The organism is Nesterenkonia sandarakina (assembly GCF_003003175.1).
In the GTDB taxonomy this organism is placed as follows: Bacteria; Actinomycetota; Actinomycetes; order Actinomycetales; family Micrococcaceae; genus Nesterenkonia; species Nesterenkonia sandarakina_A.
In genome coordinates, this window is record NZ_PVTY01000001.1 from 235,437 (window position 1) to 252,807 (window position 17,371).

The following is a 17,371-nucleotide window of genomic DNA, read 5'->3' on the forward strand; positions in this document are numbered from 1 at the left end:
GACACCAAGAAGGTTCTGCGAAACAATGCCTACCCCGACCGTCCTTGCCGCACTCTACGACGCATCGCGCGCTGCCGCGTGGACGAACGACCCTGAAGTTGTCGCCAACTCCGAGCTCGGCGATGAACTTCTGACCTGGGACGTCCCCACAGCGTATGGGCTCGTCAGTGTCCACCTCCGGGAGACGGGCCGTTTGACGGCAACGGGTGAGACCGAGAATCTCCGGCGTCTGCTGCGCAACGTCCTGGTCACCAAGGCCCTGCTGAGAGCGACACCTCATGAGCACCACGTGTTGGACGAGACGGTGCCCATGCGCGGTCGCGCCGACCGGACGCTGAAGGTCGTTCATTCATGGGTGAGGAGCATCCAGACCGACATCGACGCCGCTCAGGCGATCGAGAACGGTCAACCGGTTGCCGGGGAGGCGCCTCTGCAGGCCTTCTGGTGGGACCGGAAGGCGAACTTCGGCGATGCTGTGGGTCCATGGCTGGCGGCCGCACTGACCAAGCGCGATGTCGTCAATGTGCGTCCGACGAAGGAGAATCCGATACCGGTACAGGGACGCGCCACTGCATTGGTGGGTTCGATCATCCACATGATCAACCGTGAGGACATGGACATCTGGGGTGCAGGCCTGATGCGCCCGCTCAGTGCGAAGTCGCCGCTGCGGAAGTTCACCGGGATCCGGGTCCACGCGGTTCGTGGGCATCTGACCCGGCACGAGCTTCAGACGAAACTGGGCTGGGACGTCCCCGAGGTGCTTGGGGACCCTGCGCTGCTGCTGGCACGCCACTACACGCCCCGCCCCAGCCGTCACGCTGAGCCGAAGATCGCCTTCGTGCCGCACATGTCGCATCGGCCGAGGTTCAAGACAATCGACGATGATGTGTTCGACGTCGTCGATGTGCGCGATGACCTCACACTCGTCGTGGATGCGATCGCCAACTCGACCGCCTGCGTATCCACGTCGTTGCATGGTCTGATCGTGGCGCAGACCTACGGCGTCCCGTGGGTCTGGCTCAACATCACCGATGCGGAGCTGGGCGGCGGTGACTTCAAGTTCCGAGACTTCTTCTCGACGCTTCGAGGAGCCACTCCCGCGCAGGTCGATGTCACCCTTGAGGGGCTCGCGGACCTCGACCTCGCAGCCGTCGCACGTCGGTGTTCGCTGCCCGAACTGGACATCGATCTCGAGGCCCTGGAGGCCGCGCTGCCGATGAAGGCCGATGAGCCCAAGAACGTTTCGCTCAGGCAGCGTCTCGGGCGCCTCGTCCGTCGGCTTCAGGGACGCTGAGCCGCGGTTTCTTGCTGAGCATTCGACGCTTCTCCATGACTCGACGACGCACCGTCAAGGAACGCGAAGCCTGGTCTGCTGCGATCGTGAGGTGCTCGGCATCCGTCTGGATGGACCGCTCGGCTCCGTGGATCAGCTCGAGGCTCGCCACACCGCGTGCCTTTGGCCCAGAGATCTGGACCGACACCGAGTAGTCGGCGTCAGGTTCGAAGTCTTCGATCGCGGAGGCCAGGACCCAGTGGCCGGACTCAGGTCGGCGAGTGACCGATCCGTGGACGTCCGTGGACTCTTCTGCGGCGAAGACGACGTCGGCGTCCAGGACCACCCCGGCGGGAACCAGGAGCAGCAGCTCGAGGCGCCCTTGGACGGGCATCACACTGTAGCAGGTCAGTGTCTCGGGAAGTGGGAACGGCGGGTTGAACAGAGTCGGATCGCTGCAGATCAGCGCCTCATGCAGGGCCAGCTCCCGCGATGACGGGTCTCGTATCTCTACGGACAGCCGATCTCCATTGCGCTGCACCCGCAGCGCATCCGCCAGCTCAAGGATCGTCGGGTCATCAAGATCCAGCTGCGCCGCTGGTCTGATCAGGAGCTCCGCGTAGTAGCGGGACAGGGCGAGCTCGTCCACAAAACGGGAGCGGGCCAATCGATCAAGAAGCCGGGCACGCCGGACGAGGTCCTGGACGGAGTTCTCCCCCTCGCGAGCGTCCCAGAGCCGCCAGACCACCGGTACCAGGTCTGCGTCTCCTTCCGCCAGAAGGGAGAACGCCGCGCGGAGGCGCGGCTGCAGCCGCTGCCATTCGTCAGCATCTCGCCGCAGCAGGAAGTTCCGAATCTGCCGCCTCAGCTCAGGAGACACGGTCGCCCCGGCAGCTCTTGTCACGACGTCGGTCAGAACCGGGCGGAGGTGGGCATCGAGGGAGCCGCGCCAGAACCCCTTCCAGAGTTCCACAGACCCAGTGTCCAAGAGCAGGTCTGCGGTCGCGTTCTCCGATTCAAGCAGCGTGGTGACCTGGTCCTCCCAGGAATCGGACGCGTTGGAGCGCCTGATAGATGTAACCGCGTCGAGGGCAGCCACTCGTGAGAGCTGCAGCAGCAGCGAGACCGTCACCGTTCCGTGGGCGTCGAGGAGACCTTCTCCCGGAATCAGATCCAGCTGCTCCACCGTCTCGGCCTTCAGGAGCGCGGCGCGGGTCCGACGAACACCGAGCAGACCGGGCTCGTGCACGGCGTTGGTCGCACCGTGTGAGTCGTTCACAGGCACGTGCTTCCATGCGATGTCCATGCTTGTGGTCGCCTGGGACGTGGTCACCAGATGGCGACCGACGGCGCATTGAGCGGCTTCCCGGACTGCCGCGGCGTAGAGCACGACCAAGGCATCGGGTGCCAGAAGGTCCCGCAGCGTGAGGAACAGCAGGAACTCTCCGTGGGAGGCATCTCTGCCGACCCGCCACTGATCCGCGGTCGACCCCACGGTCGCCGCGGCCGCTACGCAGCTCACTCGGGGATCCGCATCGGCGTGTGACAGACACCTGTCCCAGACCGAGGGCGAGGCTCCGCCGTCGAGCAGGACCAGCTCCACCTCGCACCCTCGCTGGGAGAGGACGGAGAGGATCGACTCGTCCATCCAGGCGCCGTCATCACCGACGACGGCAAGGACCGTGACTTGTGGCGCACCGAGGGGTCGTCGCAACGTGCTCATCTGGTTTCAGCCTTCGACGGATGGCCCCGAAGAATCTCGAGGAACTGAGCGGACATGGTCCATGGCAGGTGTGTCCGGGAGAACTGCGCGGCCGAGGCACCCAGGGGTCCAGGCGAATCGAGCATGCCCTGGAGGACCGATCTCAGGTCATCTTCATCGTCTGGATCGAAGAGACCCACCCACTCCTCGTCGTGGAACAGCTCCTCGAACTGAGGTTCACGGGGAAGCACACAGGGCGTTCCGAAGCTTGCCGCGAGATACGCGCTGCCGGAGTTCAAGACCTTGCGGTAGGGGAAGACCATGACGTCGGACGCGCGGAACCACAGCTGCAGATCCTCATCATCGATGAACTCGAAGCTGCTCACGCAGCGGACATCATGCTCGGCGACCAGCTCGAGGATCTTCTTGTCGACCCCGCCTTGAGGTCGACCCGCAATGAGCACCGTGATCGAACGGCCCGCCTTCTGGAGGTCCGCGGCAACCTCGATCAGACGCTCGACTCCCTTATACGGTCGAACCTGTCCCAAAAAGCCGATGACGGCATCGTTGGGCTCCACGCCGAGCGCGCTGCGTGCCTCAGAGGCGGACACTTCGTCGGAGTAGACCCCCTGATACGAGGAGTGAGGGATCGTGACGAACTGGGCATCCCCGATGCTGAAGTCCTCCCGGCACACCTGTTCTGTGTAGTCGTTGAGCTGAATGATCACGTCGGCGCTGCGCCCCATGAAATTGTTGAATCGAGACTCCAGCTCCATGAACTGGGAATCGTGTGATGCCATATTGTGCACCGTCCAGAGGAGCTGAACTCCTCGCTCGCGACAGCTCTCGACCGCCCCGCAGAATGCGTCGACGGCGGCCGCCGCGTCAGCGGTCGTCCCGGTGCTCCGGAACAGCGGCCAGCTCCACTGCACGTGGAACACGTCTCCGGCCGTCAGGCGGCGAAGATGCCCCAGGAGTCGCTGCAGCTGGCTCGACTCGATCACCTTCCACCCGGCGGCCCGTGGGTGCAGGTACAGCATGTTGCTGTATGGATTGAGACCGGCGTGGGGGAACGACACAAGGGTGCGGCTCATCGGACGTCGATTCCGGAGAGGGATCCAGTCATGGACGCAGGTCCCTCACCTGTTCGCAGACGTGCTGACGCGCAGGCTCACGGCTAGGGAGCAACCTTTCCATAGGACTGCAACACCCCCAGATAGTCTTCGGCCGAGCGCTTCTCGGTCAGGAAGCCGAAGCCGCGCTCGCGCTGTGCCTCATAAGCGGCCTCATCCCAGTGGGCCTCCACGGTCTCCCGAAGCTCCTCGGGCTTCGCGTAGACCAGCGCGTCTCCGTAGACCGGCTCCAGGTGGGGCGAAGCGATGCACACGGTGCCCACCCGAAGAGCTTCCACGACACTGGGCTCGATGGACTGGTCCCATGAGTCCGCAGGGTAGACCAGCAGGAAATCGATCTCGTCCAGGTACTCCTGGAAGGTGTTGATCGAGTGATCCTGCACGATCCAGCCTTCCGGCACCTCGCCTCCGCTGACGTGGCCCTGCCGCTGCAGGGCATTGACCTGGGATCGCATCGATACCGTGAGAGAGCCGTCGCGGGGAAACAGCAGATCTCGCTTCCGGCGGGAGGACGGCCAGTTGAGCTCGTCCTCGTCCCACGGCCTGCCGACGACCGGAACCCTGGAATCGGAGAAGGTCTTGGACAGCGGGCGCCGAATCGGGGTGCCGGCTCCGGTCCAGAGGTGCGGCACCATCTCCTGGGCCGGGATGAGCTTCGCGAGGTGCTCGCGCATGATGCTGCTCTGAGCTGCCCAGTGAGGACGCTGCCCGAAGGTCTGGAAGCAGTTCTCGGAGACGTCGTGGACGTCGTAGCCGTTGTAGACATCGCTGAGGACCGAGGGGATCTCATTGGCGACGGTGACGACGTGAGCTGCTTCGATCGTGGAGAGCTCGCTGGGGAGCAGCTGCATGATCGCAGGCCAGTGGATCACGACAAGATCCGTGGTGACGTCGCGGTGAAGGTGGAGCCGGTCGACGCGGCCTTCCAGGAACAGGCGCCTGAGCTCTGGCACCATTCGTCGACGAGCCGCTGCCGGGACCAGGCCGTTCTGCAGCGGAATGATGCCGACCTTGAGGCCTCCCGAAAGGGCCGTCTCGATCTCCTGCAGCAGCGTCAGAGAGTTCCCGCCCCACAGTCCGAATTCCGAAAGGTAGATGACGTCGTAGTGCGGGACGTGGCTGCCATCTCGCTCGGGCAGGAACGAGGGTGGCCCGATCCACCTGCGCTCGGCACTGTTCTTGGGCAGGTATGCCGAGGTGCCGAGCTGCACGTTCTCGTGCCACGCGGTGTAGGCGTCCTGGTAGATCTCCCGATCCGGGTGTCGGTAGCCCAGTCCGAAGTCATTGCTGGTCAGATTGCCGTCTCCCAGGAGCGAAAAGGCGAGCGGAACCAGGTCTTCGGCGACGAGCTTCTCGCCGTAGGTGATCTCGTATCGAGTTCGGTATTCCCCGTCCGCCGATTTGCGCACCGCATCCCAGTAGCCGAGTTCCTCTTGGATCACCTTGCGCCGGTACATGATGGACGCGAAGCTCGGGTGCACGACTCGGTCGGGGCCCCAGCGGACGAGGAACTTCAGATCCTCATCCACACGGACCCAGTTCACGATGTTGGCGTTCTTCTCGGACTTCTGGATCAGTTCACGGGCCTGGCGCTCGATCTTCTGGGGGTGGTGCCAGTCATCCTTGTCCGCGACGGTGACGAACTCACCACGGGCGGACTCGAACGCATCGTTGCGCACCGCGTAGGCGCCGCGGTTCTCCTCGCACAGGGTAAGCCGGATCCGGCTGTCGCGGGCTGCCCATGATTCAAGCTGCTCACGATAGGGCGTCGGAGTCCCGTCCGGGAACGTCTTGGGCGAGGCATCGTCCATGATGAGGACTTCGATATTGGTCCAGCTCTGGTTAAGCAGGGAAGCGATCGCGACGTCGGTCGCCTCATCCGGCTCGTAGATCGGCATGATGATCGACACCAGCGGGAGGTCCTCGGCCTGCAGGACGGGAACCGTGGTCTTGATGTTGAAGAAGGAGGGAGTCTCACCCTCGGGGAACTCAAGCGGTGCGAGGCCGCTCTCGGCGAGGCGGGCGTTCAGTCGCGCCAGCCATTCGCCCTGCTTGTAGGCGGCACCGGTGACGTTGGGGTTCACGGCGTTGAACTGCAGAAAGCGCTGAGAATCGGCTCGCGACTCGTTGTCCTCGTCATAGTCGAGCAGCTCATCGGCGCGGGAGTACTGACCGTCCCAGGTGAGCAGGTCCGAATACAGCGAGCGGTCGACGCCCTCGAAGACCCCGTCCAGTCCGTAGAGACGATCTGCGAGTTCGTAGAACGTCAGGCAGTTGCGCAGGTCCCACTCGCTTGACCGCTGGCTGTAGAGGACGCGGGCCAGTGCGAAGAAGCCTGGACGCCAGAGGACCCGGCCCAGCTTGGCAAGCTCGTCGCTCGACTTCGGATGGAGACGCGTCTGGTCCGCGACCTTCACCAGATCCCGGTAACGGAATGCGCCTCGTGTCGCGCACAGCGCCAGCACGTCACGGGAACCACGCGAACGTGTCTCTCGGGCGAGCATGATGAACCAGTTCAGACGCCCGGGTCGCTCGCGCAGCGACTTCGCCCACTGCTCGAGGACGTCCTGGGCCATGAGCTCTGCCTGCCACTCATCTCCGGACTTGGTGATGACCGGGGCACTCGGACGCATGGACTGAGCGTCTGACGTCTGGGCCACTCGGTCCAGGCGGGTCTGGATGCGCCGAGTCAGCTGCCTGAAGCCGAACATCTGGACGCCCAGGAGGATCGCGAGGACTGAGACCAGCGCCAACACCGCGAAGGCCCACCAGCCGAGCGCCGCCGCGATGACTGCGGCGACTGCGGTCACACCGAACAGTCCCAAGGCCGCCCACTGCATCCTGGTCAGACTGGGGGTTCTTCGGGATGACTTGCGGGCACGACTCACGATGAATTGTTCCTTAATCTCAGATATTGGTCTATTGAAGAAACCGCGATTCAGTATAGGCCAAGTCGCGCCGGTTGATCCGGGGACACTCCCGTAGCCTAGGACACTATGCCCTCGACACATCCCTCTGCGCAGGCGCTGCGCCGGTCCCAGAGCGGATCGACTCTTCGGCCTGCCGGCTGGGCCCTGCCGGAACGCCGCTACCGGCCCGAGCTGCACGGCCTGCGCGGGCTCGCCATCGCCGGCGTGGTGCTGTTTCACCTCTTCGGCGCGGGCCGGGTCTCCGGTGGCATCGACATCTTTCTCGCCGTCTCGGGCTTTCTCTTCACCGCCATGTTGCTGCGCGAGGCGGGCACCACCGGGCGCATCGACCTCATCCGATACCTTGCGCGGCTGGCCCGACGAATTCTGGCTCCCGCGGCGCTGGTCATCACCGTCACCACCCTGGCCGGGCTGGTGCTGCTGCCGCTCACCCAGCACGCACAGCTGCTCACCGAGGCTCGAGCATCGCTGCTGTACTTCGAGAACTTTGAGCTCATCCACTCGCAGCTCTCCTACGAAGCTGCCGGAGCCGGGACGAGCCCCTTTCAACACTTCTGGTCCCTCTCCGTGCAGGGCCAGTTCTACTTCGTCTGGCCCGTGGTGGCGCTGCTCGCCGTCTGGCTCGCACGCCGGACCAGGTTCTCCCCCACCGTCACCATGGGCTCACTGATCGGCCTGCTCATGGTGGCCTCCTTCACGACGGCCATCGTGGTCCAGCAGCAGGACCAGGCGGAGGCTTATCTGCTGACCCAGACACGCCTCTGGGAGCTTGGATTCGGCGGCCTCCTCGCGCTTCTCGGAGCCAGGCTCGTGCTGCCTGCTCGACTGCGCACTCTCGCGGGATGGATGGGGCTCGCGCTCGTGATCAGCTGCGGGTTCGTCCTGGACGGAGCCGCGCTCTTCCCCGGTCCGTGGGCGCTCTGGCCGTTGGCAGGCATGGCGCTGATCCTCGCCTCGGCATCGCCCGGAGTGTCGGACCGGAACCCGGCGCAGGTCGGCACGGCCGCCGGCCTGCTGGCCAGGGCCCCCTTCACCAGGCTGGGCGATATCGGCTACGGCCTGTTCCTGTGGCACTGGCCGCTGTTGATCTTCACCTTGGAATTCCGGGACGCCCCCGGACTCTCCCTCCCGGACGCTTGGCTAGTGCTCGCCGTCTCGCTCCTGCTGGGCTGGCTGACTTTCCGCTTCGTAGAACAGCCGCTTGCACGCGCGGGGCGCTCCCCGGAGCGACCGGCCCGCACGGCGGGACTCGTGACGCTTTCCCTCGCCGCTGGAACCATGGTCATCGGCGGGGTCGCCAGCACGACCTACGTGCAGATGACCACCGCTCCGCAGGAGGATGGGATGGCGATGGCGGGGGTGGACCGCATGCTCTATCCGGGTGCTGACATCATCCATGCTGACGACTCAGCCCGCGACGTCGAGTTCTATCCCGAGCTCGGCGGCATCTCCCGCCGGGTGCCCGAGTATGCCAGGACCGACTGTCACCAACCCACCGGCGATCAGCCCGGTACAGGCGAGGTCCTGGTCTGCGAGGATGCCGCACAGCCGGAGGACCCCGCCAAGACGATCATGCTCGCAGGCGGTTCTCACGCGGGACACTGGCACAACGCGTGGATCGTCCTGGCCGAGAAGCACAACTGGGAAGTGCTGGTGTCGACGAAGGGCGGTTGCGTCTTCCGCGCCAATGACCCTGCGGAGCCATCGACCTGCGACGAATGGAACGACCAGTTCCCAGAGGTGCTGGCCGAACGTGAATCTGACCTCGTGGTCACGCCCGGCACGGCGATTCCTCAGGAAGACGGGGATGAGGAGATCCACGACGGCGCGCCGGAACGTTGGGAGGAGATCACCGACACCGGAAGTGATCTGCTGCTCATGCGCGGCACTCCGCGCACCGAAGAGAACATCCCGGACTGCTTGGCGGATGGCGGAGATGAGCTGGTCTGCGCCCCGGAGTTCGGGAAGTTCGCCGACACCGATCCACTGAGCCAGATCGAGCTTCCAGAGAACACCTACAGCCTTGATCTCACCGAACACTTCTGCCCCGAAGAGAAGTGCTCTGCGATCATCGGCAATGTCCTGGTCTACCGAGACAGCCACCACCTGACCAACGAATACGTCGAGACCATGGTTCCCCACCTCGAGCGGGAGCTCCAACAGGCGCTTCCGGACCTCTTCGCAACCCAGGCAAGTTGACCAGGGGCGGATGAGCCACGCTGATAGACTGGCTCGCGCTCGGCCGGTCCTGAGTCTCACCTCCGCTAAGCGGCAGGACGAGGAGCTTTGGCACAGAGCACGAGACGGCACACCTGCCGATTCGAGGCATCAGGAAGGAAGTCAGCCATGGCCGCACCTGTTCTAGAGCGCGCCGATGACGCACCAGAGCCCGGGGAAGCTCGCCGGGTCGCCCAGCTTGATGGCAGCAACCTCATCCGCGTGGGCGCTCGCCCCGGGCTGTTCAGGTATATCCGAGAGATCTGGTCCTTCCGCCACTTCCTGTACTACGACTCACATTCACGCGTCTCCTCGGCCAACAGCTATGACTCGCTGGGTCGCGTATGGATGATCTTGAACCCGATTCTCTTCGGAACTGCTTACTTCTTCGTCTTCGGGGTGCTCCTGCAGACCGGCCGCGGCGTGGACAACTTCCTGGGCTATCTGATCATCGGCGTGTTCACATTCCGGTTCTTCACCACTGCGGTGTCTGGCGGCGCCAATGCCATCGCCGGCAATCAACGTGTCGTCCAGGCCTTCAACTTCCCCCGAGCCTGCCTGGTCATCTCCACCACCGTCCGCGAACTGTTCTCCAGCATCCCGATGTTCTTCGTCATGGCACTTCTGGTGTTGACGGTCGGAGATACGCAGCTCGGTGATGCCGCGGACATGCCCATCTCCCTGACCTGGCACTGGCTGCTGTTCTTCCCGTGCATCGCACTGGCCCTGATGGTCATGCTGGGCTGGTCGCTGGCGCTGGCACGCGCGGTCAACGCGCATAACGACGTCAAGCACCTGATCAGCTTCGGCACCCGAATCCTCTTCTACACCTCCGCCGTCTTCTTCGGGACCGAGCGCTGGACAAACGCTGGACAGGATTGGCTGGTCACGGTGATGAACCTCAACCCGTTGTTCTGTGTTCTGGACATCATTCGCCATGCCTGGATCTATGACGGCTTCGCCGACCCGGCCCGCTGGATCGTGCTCGGTTCCTGGGCTGTTGGCTCTGTCGTCGTTGGATTCCTGATCTTCTGGCACGGTGAAGAGAGCTACGGGAAGGAACGATGAGCACCTCCACGCCTCAGGCTCCGCGTCGGAACAAAAACTCGGATGCCGATCTGATCGCTGAAGACCTGGCCATCGAGTTCGATGACCGCAATGGAGAGCCCGTGGACTCCTGGGACGACAGTCCGTTCACACAGCAGACGCCGGTGGTGCAGCCGGTGGACCAGAAGAACATCTGCATGGTCGTCGACGACGCATCGATGACTTACAGGGTCCGTTCCGGAACTGACAAGCACGAGTCCTCAGGGCGCGTCTCTCGCGTCATCAAGCGGATCACTGGGTCCGGCTGGGCCGAGGTCCCCGCTCTGTCTAACCTGAGCTTCATCGTGAGCCGTGGTGAATCCGTCGGGGTGATCGGCACCAACGGTTCGGGAAAATCCACCCTCATGAAGCTGCTCACCGGGAAGGTCCGTCCGACCAGTGGGGAGGTCTACGCCACTTCGACCCCGGTGATGCTCGGGGTCAACGCCGCGCTCGTGAAGGAGATCTCCGGCAGGGAGAACATCCGCCTCGGCTGCCTGGCCATGGGACTCTCCCCGGAACAGACCGCCGCGAAATATGACCAGATCGTCGAGATCTCCGGGCTCTCCGACGCTCTGGAGATGCCCCTGAAGACCTACTCCTCGGGCATGTCCTCGCGACTGCAGTTCGCGATCGCGACCTCGGTCGACCCAGACATCCTGCTCATCGATGAGGCGCTGAACACCGGTGACGCGCAGTTCCGGCAGCGCACCAAGGAGCGCCTCGATGAGGTGCGGGCCAACGCCGGCGCGGTCTTCCTGGTCTCGCACTCCCTGGGCACCATCAAGCAGATGTGCACCCGGGTGATCTGGATCGAGCAGGGCGAGATGCTCGCTGACGGTGATCCGCAGTGGGTCTGCTCGCAATACGAGGAGTACACCTCGCACAAGTCCAATGGCCGAAAGAGAGCCGCCCAGGTGGTCTATGAACGCACCCGGCTCCAGCTGGATCCGGTCAAGATCGACTTCACCAGCGAATCGCGCCCCAAGAAGGCCGGCTCCGGCCGGAGCCGCTGAGCACACAGGAACGGCGGTCCCAGGGTCAGCATCCCGGGACCGCCGTTCCTGTGTCTGCTCACACGCTCAGCGGATCAGTCCGAGCGTGCGTCTGACCCGGTTCAGCCGAACCAGATGCCGATCTCACGCTCGGCGGACTCCACCGAGTCGGAGCCGTGGACCAGGTTCTTCTGCACCTTCTCGCCCCAGTCCCGGCCGAGGTCTCCGCGGATGGTGCCCGGCGCCGCCGTCGTCGGCTCGGTGGTGCCGGCCAGGGAACGGAAGCCTTCGATGACTCGCTCACCCTCCAGCACCGCGGCCACGACCGGGCCGGAGAGCATGAAGTCCACCAGCGGCTGGTAGAACGGCTTGCCCTCGTGCTCGGCGTAGTGCTGGGCCAGCTGCTCGGTGGTCGCGCTGAACTGCTGCAGCGCGGCGATGCGATAGCCCTTGGCCTCCACGCGGCGCAGGATCTCACCGGTCAGCCCTCGTTCAACACCGTCGGGCTTGACCAGGATCAGGGTACGTTCAGTCATTCGTGTTCTCCTCACTTGTCGGGTTCTCTGCCAGGGCCTCTTCGGCCCGGAATCTGTCGAGCTTCTCGTCGTCGAGCTGGTCGCCCTTGTTCAGCGCGTACCACCAGCAGGCCATGAAGGCCACACCGGGGATCGCCGCCAGCGGCACGATCAAGCCTTCGCTGGTCACCAGGGCCACCCCGATGAAGCCGAAGAGCATCACGAACTGCAGCACCCAGCCGACGATGTAGCCTCCGGGGCGCTGCAGGATCGCACAGGTGAGCACCAGGATGACGGCCAGGGCGATCGAGCCGCCGAACAGCCACCAGGCGTAGGACTCGTTCTGGTTCAGCCCCCAGGCCATCAGGCTGAAGAAGAACATCAGCACGCCCTCCAGGCACAGCACGGTGGAGGCGAACAGCGTCTTCACCGACCGTGGCGGCTTGACCTGTCCGGGGCGCCATTCGCGCTGTGCGCGGGTCTGTCTGGGCATCCTCTGCTCCTGCCTCGTGCCGCGTGCTGGCTGCGGCTCTGATTCCTGAGGTGGTTGTGGTTCGCGGTTCGGCTCGCCGGTCGGGCTCATGACCCCTCAGGGGCGCCCAGCAGCGTCCGGGCCTCCCCCACCAGGGTGATCGATCCGGTGATCAGCACGCCGCCGATCAGGCCGGGGTCGGCCTCGTCGGCACGTCCGACCGCCCAGTCGATGGCGTCGTCCAGGCGTTCGGTGACGTAGATGTCCTGCTCCGCGTAGCCGACGTCGAGGGCGAGACTTCCCAGCACACCGGCCGGGATGGCGCGCGGCGAGGTGGACTGGGTGAAGCAGATGTCATCGACCAGCCCCTCGTACTCCTTGAACAGTGCGGTGAGCATCTCGCGGGCGTCCTTGTCCTGCAGGATCCCCACGACAAGCACCAGTCGAGAGAGCCCGAAGCTCTCCTTGAGCGCCTGGGCGCTGGCGGTGATCCCGGCGGGGTTGTGCGCGGCGTCCACGACGATGCTCGGCCCGGTGCGCAGCGTCTCCAGACGACCCGGGGCGCTGATGTTCTCCGCGGCCAGGCGCAGATTGTCGATGTTGAGCTCCTGCTCTCCTCCACCGATGAATGCCTCCAGGGCGGCCACCGCCACCGCGAAGTTCTGCGCCTGATGGGCTCCGTGCAGGGGAAGCAGGATGTCCGGGTAGCGCCCGGCCAGTCCGGAGACGGTCAGCTGCTGGCCGCCCACCCCGGGGACCCGGGACTCGACGCCGAACTCCACGCCTTCGAAGCGGTAGGGCACGTTCTTGGCCCGCGCCTCGGCGAGCAGCACGTCGGCCGCCGCCGGGACCTGCGCCGCGGAGATCAGGAACCCGTCGGTCTTGATGATGCCGGCCTTCTCCAGGGCGATGTCGCGTTCGTCGTCGCCGAGCAGATCGGTGTGGTCCAGGCTGATCGGGGTGATCACGCTGACCGAACCATCGGCCACGTTGGTGGCGTCGGTGATGCCGCCGAGCCCGACCTCGAGCACCATCACATCCACCGGGGCGTCGGCGAAGACCGCGAAGGCCAGGATCGTGACGCACTCGAAGTAGGTCAGCGGCACCTCCCCGCGCTCGGCGAGCTTGTCGTCGACCAGGCTGATGAAGGGGCGCACCTCGTCCCAGATCCGCACGAAGGTGCCATCGTCCACCGGCTGCCCGTCGAGGCAGATGCGTTCGGTCACCGAGGAGAGATGCGGGGACGTGTAGCGGCCGACGCGGAGGTCGTGGGCCAGCAGTCCGGCCTCGATCATCCGTGCCGTGGAGGTCTTGCCGTTGGTGCCGGTGATGTGGATGACCGGCGCGGTCCGGTTCGGCTCCCCCAGCAGGTCCATGACCTCGACCATGGGCTGCATCCGCGGTTCCATCTTGTTCTCCGGCGCGCGGGAGAGCAGCTCTGCGTAGACGCTGGCCACGGAGAACTGGTCCAGTTCCTGATTCATGCTCGAGCTCCTTCGACGACGGACACATGGATGCTCGGTTCGGTGGCAGTCTCGCAGGGAACCGGGTGCAGATCCACCGTGAGTGTCTCCTCGCAGACGAGCTGCCGGTGGGCCTGAAGCGCCGCGACGACGCTCGGGGACGCGGTGACCGTGGTCTCGATCCGGTCCGAGACCCGGAGGTCGGCGTCCTTGCGGGCCTGCTGGATGCTGCGGATCAGGTCCCGGGCGGTGCCCTCCATGACCAGCTCATCGCTGAGCTCGGTGTCGAGCACCAGGAATCCTCCCGTAGAGTCCAGGACCGTGACGGCCTTCTCGCCGAGCTGTTCCGAGACCGTGGTGCTCAGCGTGTACTCGCCCTCGAAGAGCTCGAGGCCTCCGGCGGTGACCACGCCGTCTGCGACCGACCAGTCACCGGACTTCGCGCCCTTGATCGCCTGCTGGACCTGCTTGCCCAGCCGGGGGCCGACGGCGCGGGCGTTGACCACCAGCTGCTGCCCGATCCCCCAGTCCGCGGCGTCGGTCACCGCGGCGTCGAGCAGCTGGACCTCCTTGAGGTTCAGCTCATCGGCGATGATCTGCTGATAGGTCCCCTCCAGCGCCAGAGCCTGCGGCACGACCACGCTGAGCTTGGCCAGAGGCTGACGCACCCGGAGGTTCGCCTGCTTGCGCAGCGAGGAACCGGCAGAGCTGACCATTCGGGTGAGCTCCATCAGCTCCACGGCGCGCTCATCGCTCAGGTAGTCCTCGGGGTCGGGCCAGTCGGCCAGGTGCACCGAGCGGCCGCCGGTCAGGCCGCGCCAGATCTCCTCGCTGATCAGCGGCAGCAGCGGGGCAGAGACCCGGGCGAAGGTCTCCAGCACCGTGTAGAGCACATCGTAGGCGGCGAAGTCCTCGGCGTAGAACCGCGCGCGGGAGCGTCGGATGTACCAGTTCGTCAGCGTGTCGGAGAACCGGCGCAGCGACTCACAGGCGGCGGAGACGTCGTAGGCGTCCAGCGCGGAGGTGACCTCGCGGACCAGATCACCGGTGGCGGCGAGGATGTAGCGGTCGAGCGGGCTGGCGACGTCGTCGGCGCCCACGGACTTCGCCTGATAGCCGGCGCCCTGGTTGGCGGTGTTGGCGTAGAGGCCGAAGAAGTGCCAGGCGTTCCACATCGGCAGCAGCACCTGGCGCACGCTCTCGCGGATGCCCTCCTCGGTGACCACGAGGTTGCCGCCGCGCAGGATCGGCGAGGACATCAGGAACCAGCGCATCGCGTCGGAGCCGTCACGGTCCAGGACCTCGGAGACATCCGGGTAGTTCTGCAGCGACTTGGACATCTTCTGCCCGTCGGAGCCCAGCACGATCCCGTGGCTGATCACGTTGGTGAAGGCCGGGCGGTCGAAGAGCGCGGTGGCCAGCACGTGCATGGTGTAGAACCAGCCGCGGGTCTGCCCGATGTACTCCACGATGAAGTCGGCCGGGTGATGATCGGCGAACCACTGTGCGTTCTCGAAGGGGTAGTGGACCTGGGCGAACTGCATCGACCCGGAGTCGAACCAGACGTCGAGGACGTCCTCGACCCGGCGCATCGTGGAGGCGCCCGTGGGGTCGTCGGGGTTCGGGCGGGTCAGCTCGTCGATCCAGGGCCGGTGCAGGTCAGGCTCACCCTGGGCATTGCGCGGGTAGTCGCCGAAGGCCTCCTTGAGCTCCTCCAGCGAGCCGTAGACCTCGGTGCGCGGGTATTCCGGGTCGTCCGAGACCCAGACCGGCAGCGGGCTGCCCCAGTAGCGGTTGCGGGAGATCGACCAGTCGCGGGCGTTCTCCAGCCATTTGCCGAACTGGCCGTGCTTGACGTTGCCAGGGATCCAGTTGATCTGCTCGTTGAGCTCGAGCATCCGCTCCTTGACCTGGGTGACCGCGACATACCAGGAGGTCACCGCCTTGTAGATCAGCGGCGTGCGGCAGCGCCAGCAGTGCGGATAGGAGTGCACATACGACGCCTCGCGGATCAGGCGGCCGGAGGCCTTGAGCTCGTTGATGATGGTGCGGTTCGCCTCGAAGACCTGAACTCCGGCGATCGCGGCCAGCGGGGCCGCACCCGTGGGCGTGGGCTGGGCGAACATCGGCAGGAAGCGGGCGCCCTCGTCCACCGAGAGGATCACCGGGATCCCGGCCTCCTCGGAGGAGCGCTGATCCTCTTCACCATAGGCCGAGGCCTGGTGGACCAGTCCCGTGCCGTCGGTGGTGGTCACGTAGTCCTCCACCAGCACCTGGAAGGCATGCTCGGTGCCCCAGGTCTCGGTGTCGGTGTAGTAGTCCCAGAGCGGCGCGTACTTGATGCCGGCCAGCTCGGCGCCCTGGTAGCGGGCGACGACGGCGGCGGCCGCGGCCTCGGCGGCGGTGCTCGGCGCCGCCTCGCCGTCGGCGTCGGGGGTTTCAGCGTCGGTGGTTTCAGCGTCGGTGAAGCCCAGGTCCTTGGCGTAGGCACCGAGCAGCTCGGCGGCGATCAGGTGGCGGCCGGGCAGCTCCGAGGCTGCCGGGGCCTCGACGACCACGTATTCCACCTCGGGTCCCACGGCCACGGAGAAGTTGGTGGGCAGCGTCCAGGGGGTGGTGGTCCAGGCGAGCAGGTTGACCCCGGCGAGGGCATCGCCGTGCGTGCCGCCTCCGGTGATCGGGAAGGCCACCGTGACCGAGGGGTCCTGACGGTCCTTGTAGACGTCGTCGTCCATGCGCAGCTCGTGGTTGGACAGCGGGGTCTCGTCCTTCCAGCAGTACGGCAGCACGCGGAAGCCCTGGTAGGTCAGGCCCTTCTCGTGCAGCTGCTTGAACGCCCAGATCACGGACTCCATGTAGTCCACGTTGAGCGTCTTGTAGTCGTTCTCGAAGTCCACCCAGCGCGCCTGGCGGTGCACGTAGGACTTCCACTCGCCGGTGTACTTCAGCACCGAGGCGCGGCAGGCGTCGTTGAACTTGTCCACGCCGAAGGCCTCGATCTCGGCCTTGTCCGTCATGCCGAGTTCCTTCATCGCGGTCAGCTCGGCGGGCAGTCCGTGGGTGTCCCAGCCGAAGCGGCGCTCCACCCGGGAGCCGCGCTGGGTCTGGTAGCGGGCCACGAGGTCCTTCACGTAGCCGGTGAGCAGGTGCCCGTAGTGCGGCAGACCGTTGGCGAAGGGCGGGCCGTCGTAGAAGACGAACTCATTGCCCTGACCGGAGGCATCCACGGCGGGCCGGTTGTCGATGGAGGCCTGGAAGGTGCCGTCCTTCTCCCACTCCGCGAGCACGCGCTCTTCGATCTTCGGGAAGCGCGGGGAGGCGGGGATCCGGCGGGCACCGGAGTCGGCGGCGGAGGCGCGGGGATACACGGGAGAGTTGTTCTCGGTCATGGAGGTCCGTCCTGCAGTGGTGCTGAGCGATGGTCTGATGCACTCACAAGGACGCCTGCCGGGCGCGGTACCACCTTGCTTGCCCTCCGTCTGCCGCCCCAGCCCCGTGGACGAGGTGGGGACGCCGCCGTCGGGCCTCTCCATGACTGCTGTGACGGGCTTACCCGTCCGGCTCTACTGAGGCGCCGCGACGGTC

11 protein-coding genes are annotated in these 17,371 nt (G+C 65.5%); 4 read left to right on the plus strand and 7 right to left on the minus strand.

The window, feature by feature from the left end:
* Nucleotides 1–25: 25 nt before the first annotated feature.
* Complete coding sequence (locus tag BCL67_RS00990) at nt 26–1,294, plus strand: polysaccharide pyruvyl transferase family protein (protein WP_146131046.1); 1,269 nt, start codon at nt 26–28, stop codon at nt 1,292–1,294.
* Here BCL67_RS00990 and BCL67_RS00995 read toward each other — a convergent pair.
* From BCL67_RS00995 to BCL67_RS01005, 3 genes are all read right to left on the minus strand, one after another.
* Nucleotides 1,248–2,996: a hypothetical protein gene (locus BCL67_RS00995; RefSeq protein WP_146131047.1), complete on the minus strand. Its 1,749-nt coding sequence runs from the start codon at nt 2,994–2,996 to the stop codon at nt 1,248–1,250. The genes BCL67_RS00990 and BCL67_RS00995 overlap by 47 nt on opposite strands.
* Entirely contained in the window at nt 2,993–3,775 is a 783-nt protein-coding gene (locus tag BCL67_RS01000) for a glycosyltransferase (protein WP_181255834.1), read from the minus strand. The genes BCL67_RS00995 and BCL67_RS01000 overlap by 4 nt, the downstream gene beginning before the upstream one ends.
* 377 nt (nt 3,776–4,152) lie before the next feature.
* Complete coding sequence (locus BCL67_RS01005) at nt 4,153–6,918, minus strand: glycosyltransferase family 2 protein (RefSeq protein ID WP_181255835.1); 2,766 nt, start codon at nt 6,916–6,918, stop codon at nt 4,153–4,155.
* Between the two features lie 186 nt (nt 6,919–7,104).
* On the opposite strand from BCL67_RS01005, the gene BCL67_RS01010 reads away from it, so the two are divergent.
* From BCL67_RS01010 to BCL67_RS01020, 3 genes are all read left to right on the plus strand, one after another.
* Complete coding sequence (locus BCL67_RS01010; protein ID WP_106121715.1) at nt 7,105–9,237, plus strand: acyltransferase family protein; 2,133 nt, start codon at nt 7,105–7,107, stop codon at nt 9,235–9,237.
* A gap of 147 nt (nt 9,238–9,384) precedes the next feature.
* Entirely contained in the window at nt 9,385–10,323 is a 939-nt protein-coding gene (locus BCL67_RS01015; RefSeq protein ID WP_106121612.1) for an ABC transporter permease, read from the plus strand.
* The gene (locus BCL67_RS01020) at nt 10,320–11,357 is read left to right on the plus strand and encodes an ABC transporter ATP-binding protein (RefSeq protein WP_258174655.1); all 1,038 of its coding nucleotides are present in this window, start codon (nt 10,320–10,322) and stop codon (nt 11,355–11,357) included. The genes BCL67_RS01015 and BCL67_RS01020 overlap by 4 nt, the downstream gene beginning before the upstream one ends.
* Before the next feature lie 101 nt (nt 11,358–11,458).
* On the opposite strand, the gene ndk is transcribed toward BCL67_RS01020, so the two are convergent.
* From ndk to ileS, 4 genes are all read right to left on the minus strand, one after another.
* Complete coding sequence (ndk, locus tag BCL67_RS01025; protein ID WP_106121613.1) at nt 11,459–11,872, minus strand: nucleoside-diphosphate kinase; 414 nt, start codon at nt 11,870–11,872, stop codon at nt 11,459–11,461.
* Nucleotides 11,865–12,344, minus strand: coding sequence for a DUF4233 domain-containing protein (locus BCL67_RS01030; protein ID WP_106121614.1), 480 nt, complete (start codon nt 12,342–12,344; stop codon nt 11,865–11,867). Before BCL67_RS01030 ends, ndk begins: the two co-directional genes overlap by 8 nt.
* Before the next feature lie 86 nt (nt 12,345–12,430).
* Entirely contained in the window at nt 12,431–13,807 is a 1,377-nt protein-coding gene (locus BCL67_RS01035; protein ID WP_106121615.1) for a bifunctional folylpolyglutamate synthase/dihydrofolate synthase, read from the minus strand.
* Nucleotides 13,804–17,175 carry an isoleucine--tRNA ligase gene (gene ileS, locus BCL67_RS01040; RefSeq protein ID WP_106121616.1) on the minus strand — a complete coding sequence of 1,124 codons (3,372 nt, stop codon included), beginning with the start codon at nt 17,173–17,175 and terminating at the stop codon, nt 13,804–13,806. Before ileS ends, BCL67_RS01035 begins: the two co-directional genes overlap by 4 nt.
* Between the last annotated feature and the right edge of the window lie 196 nt (nt 17,176–17,371).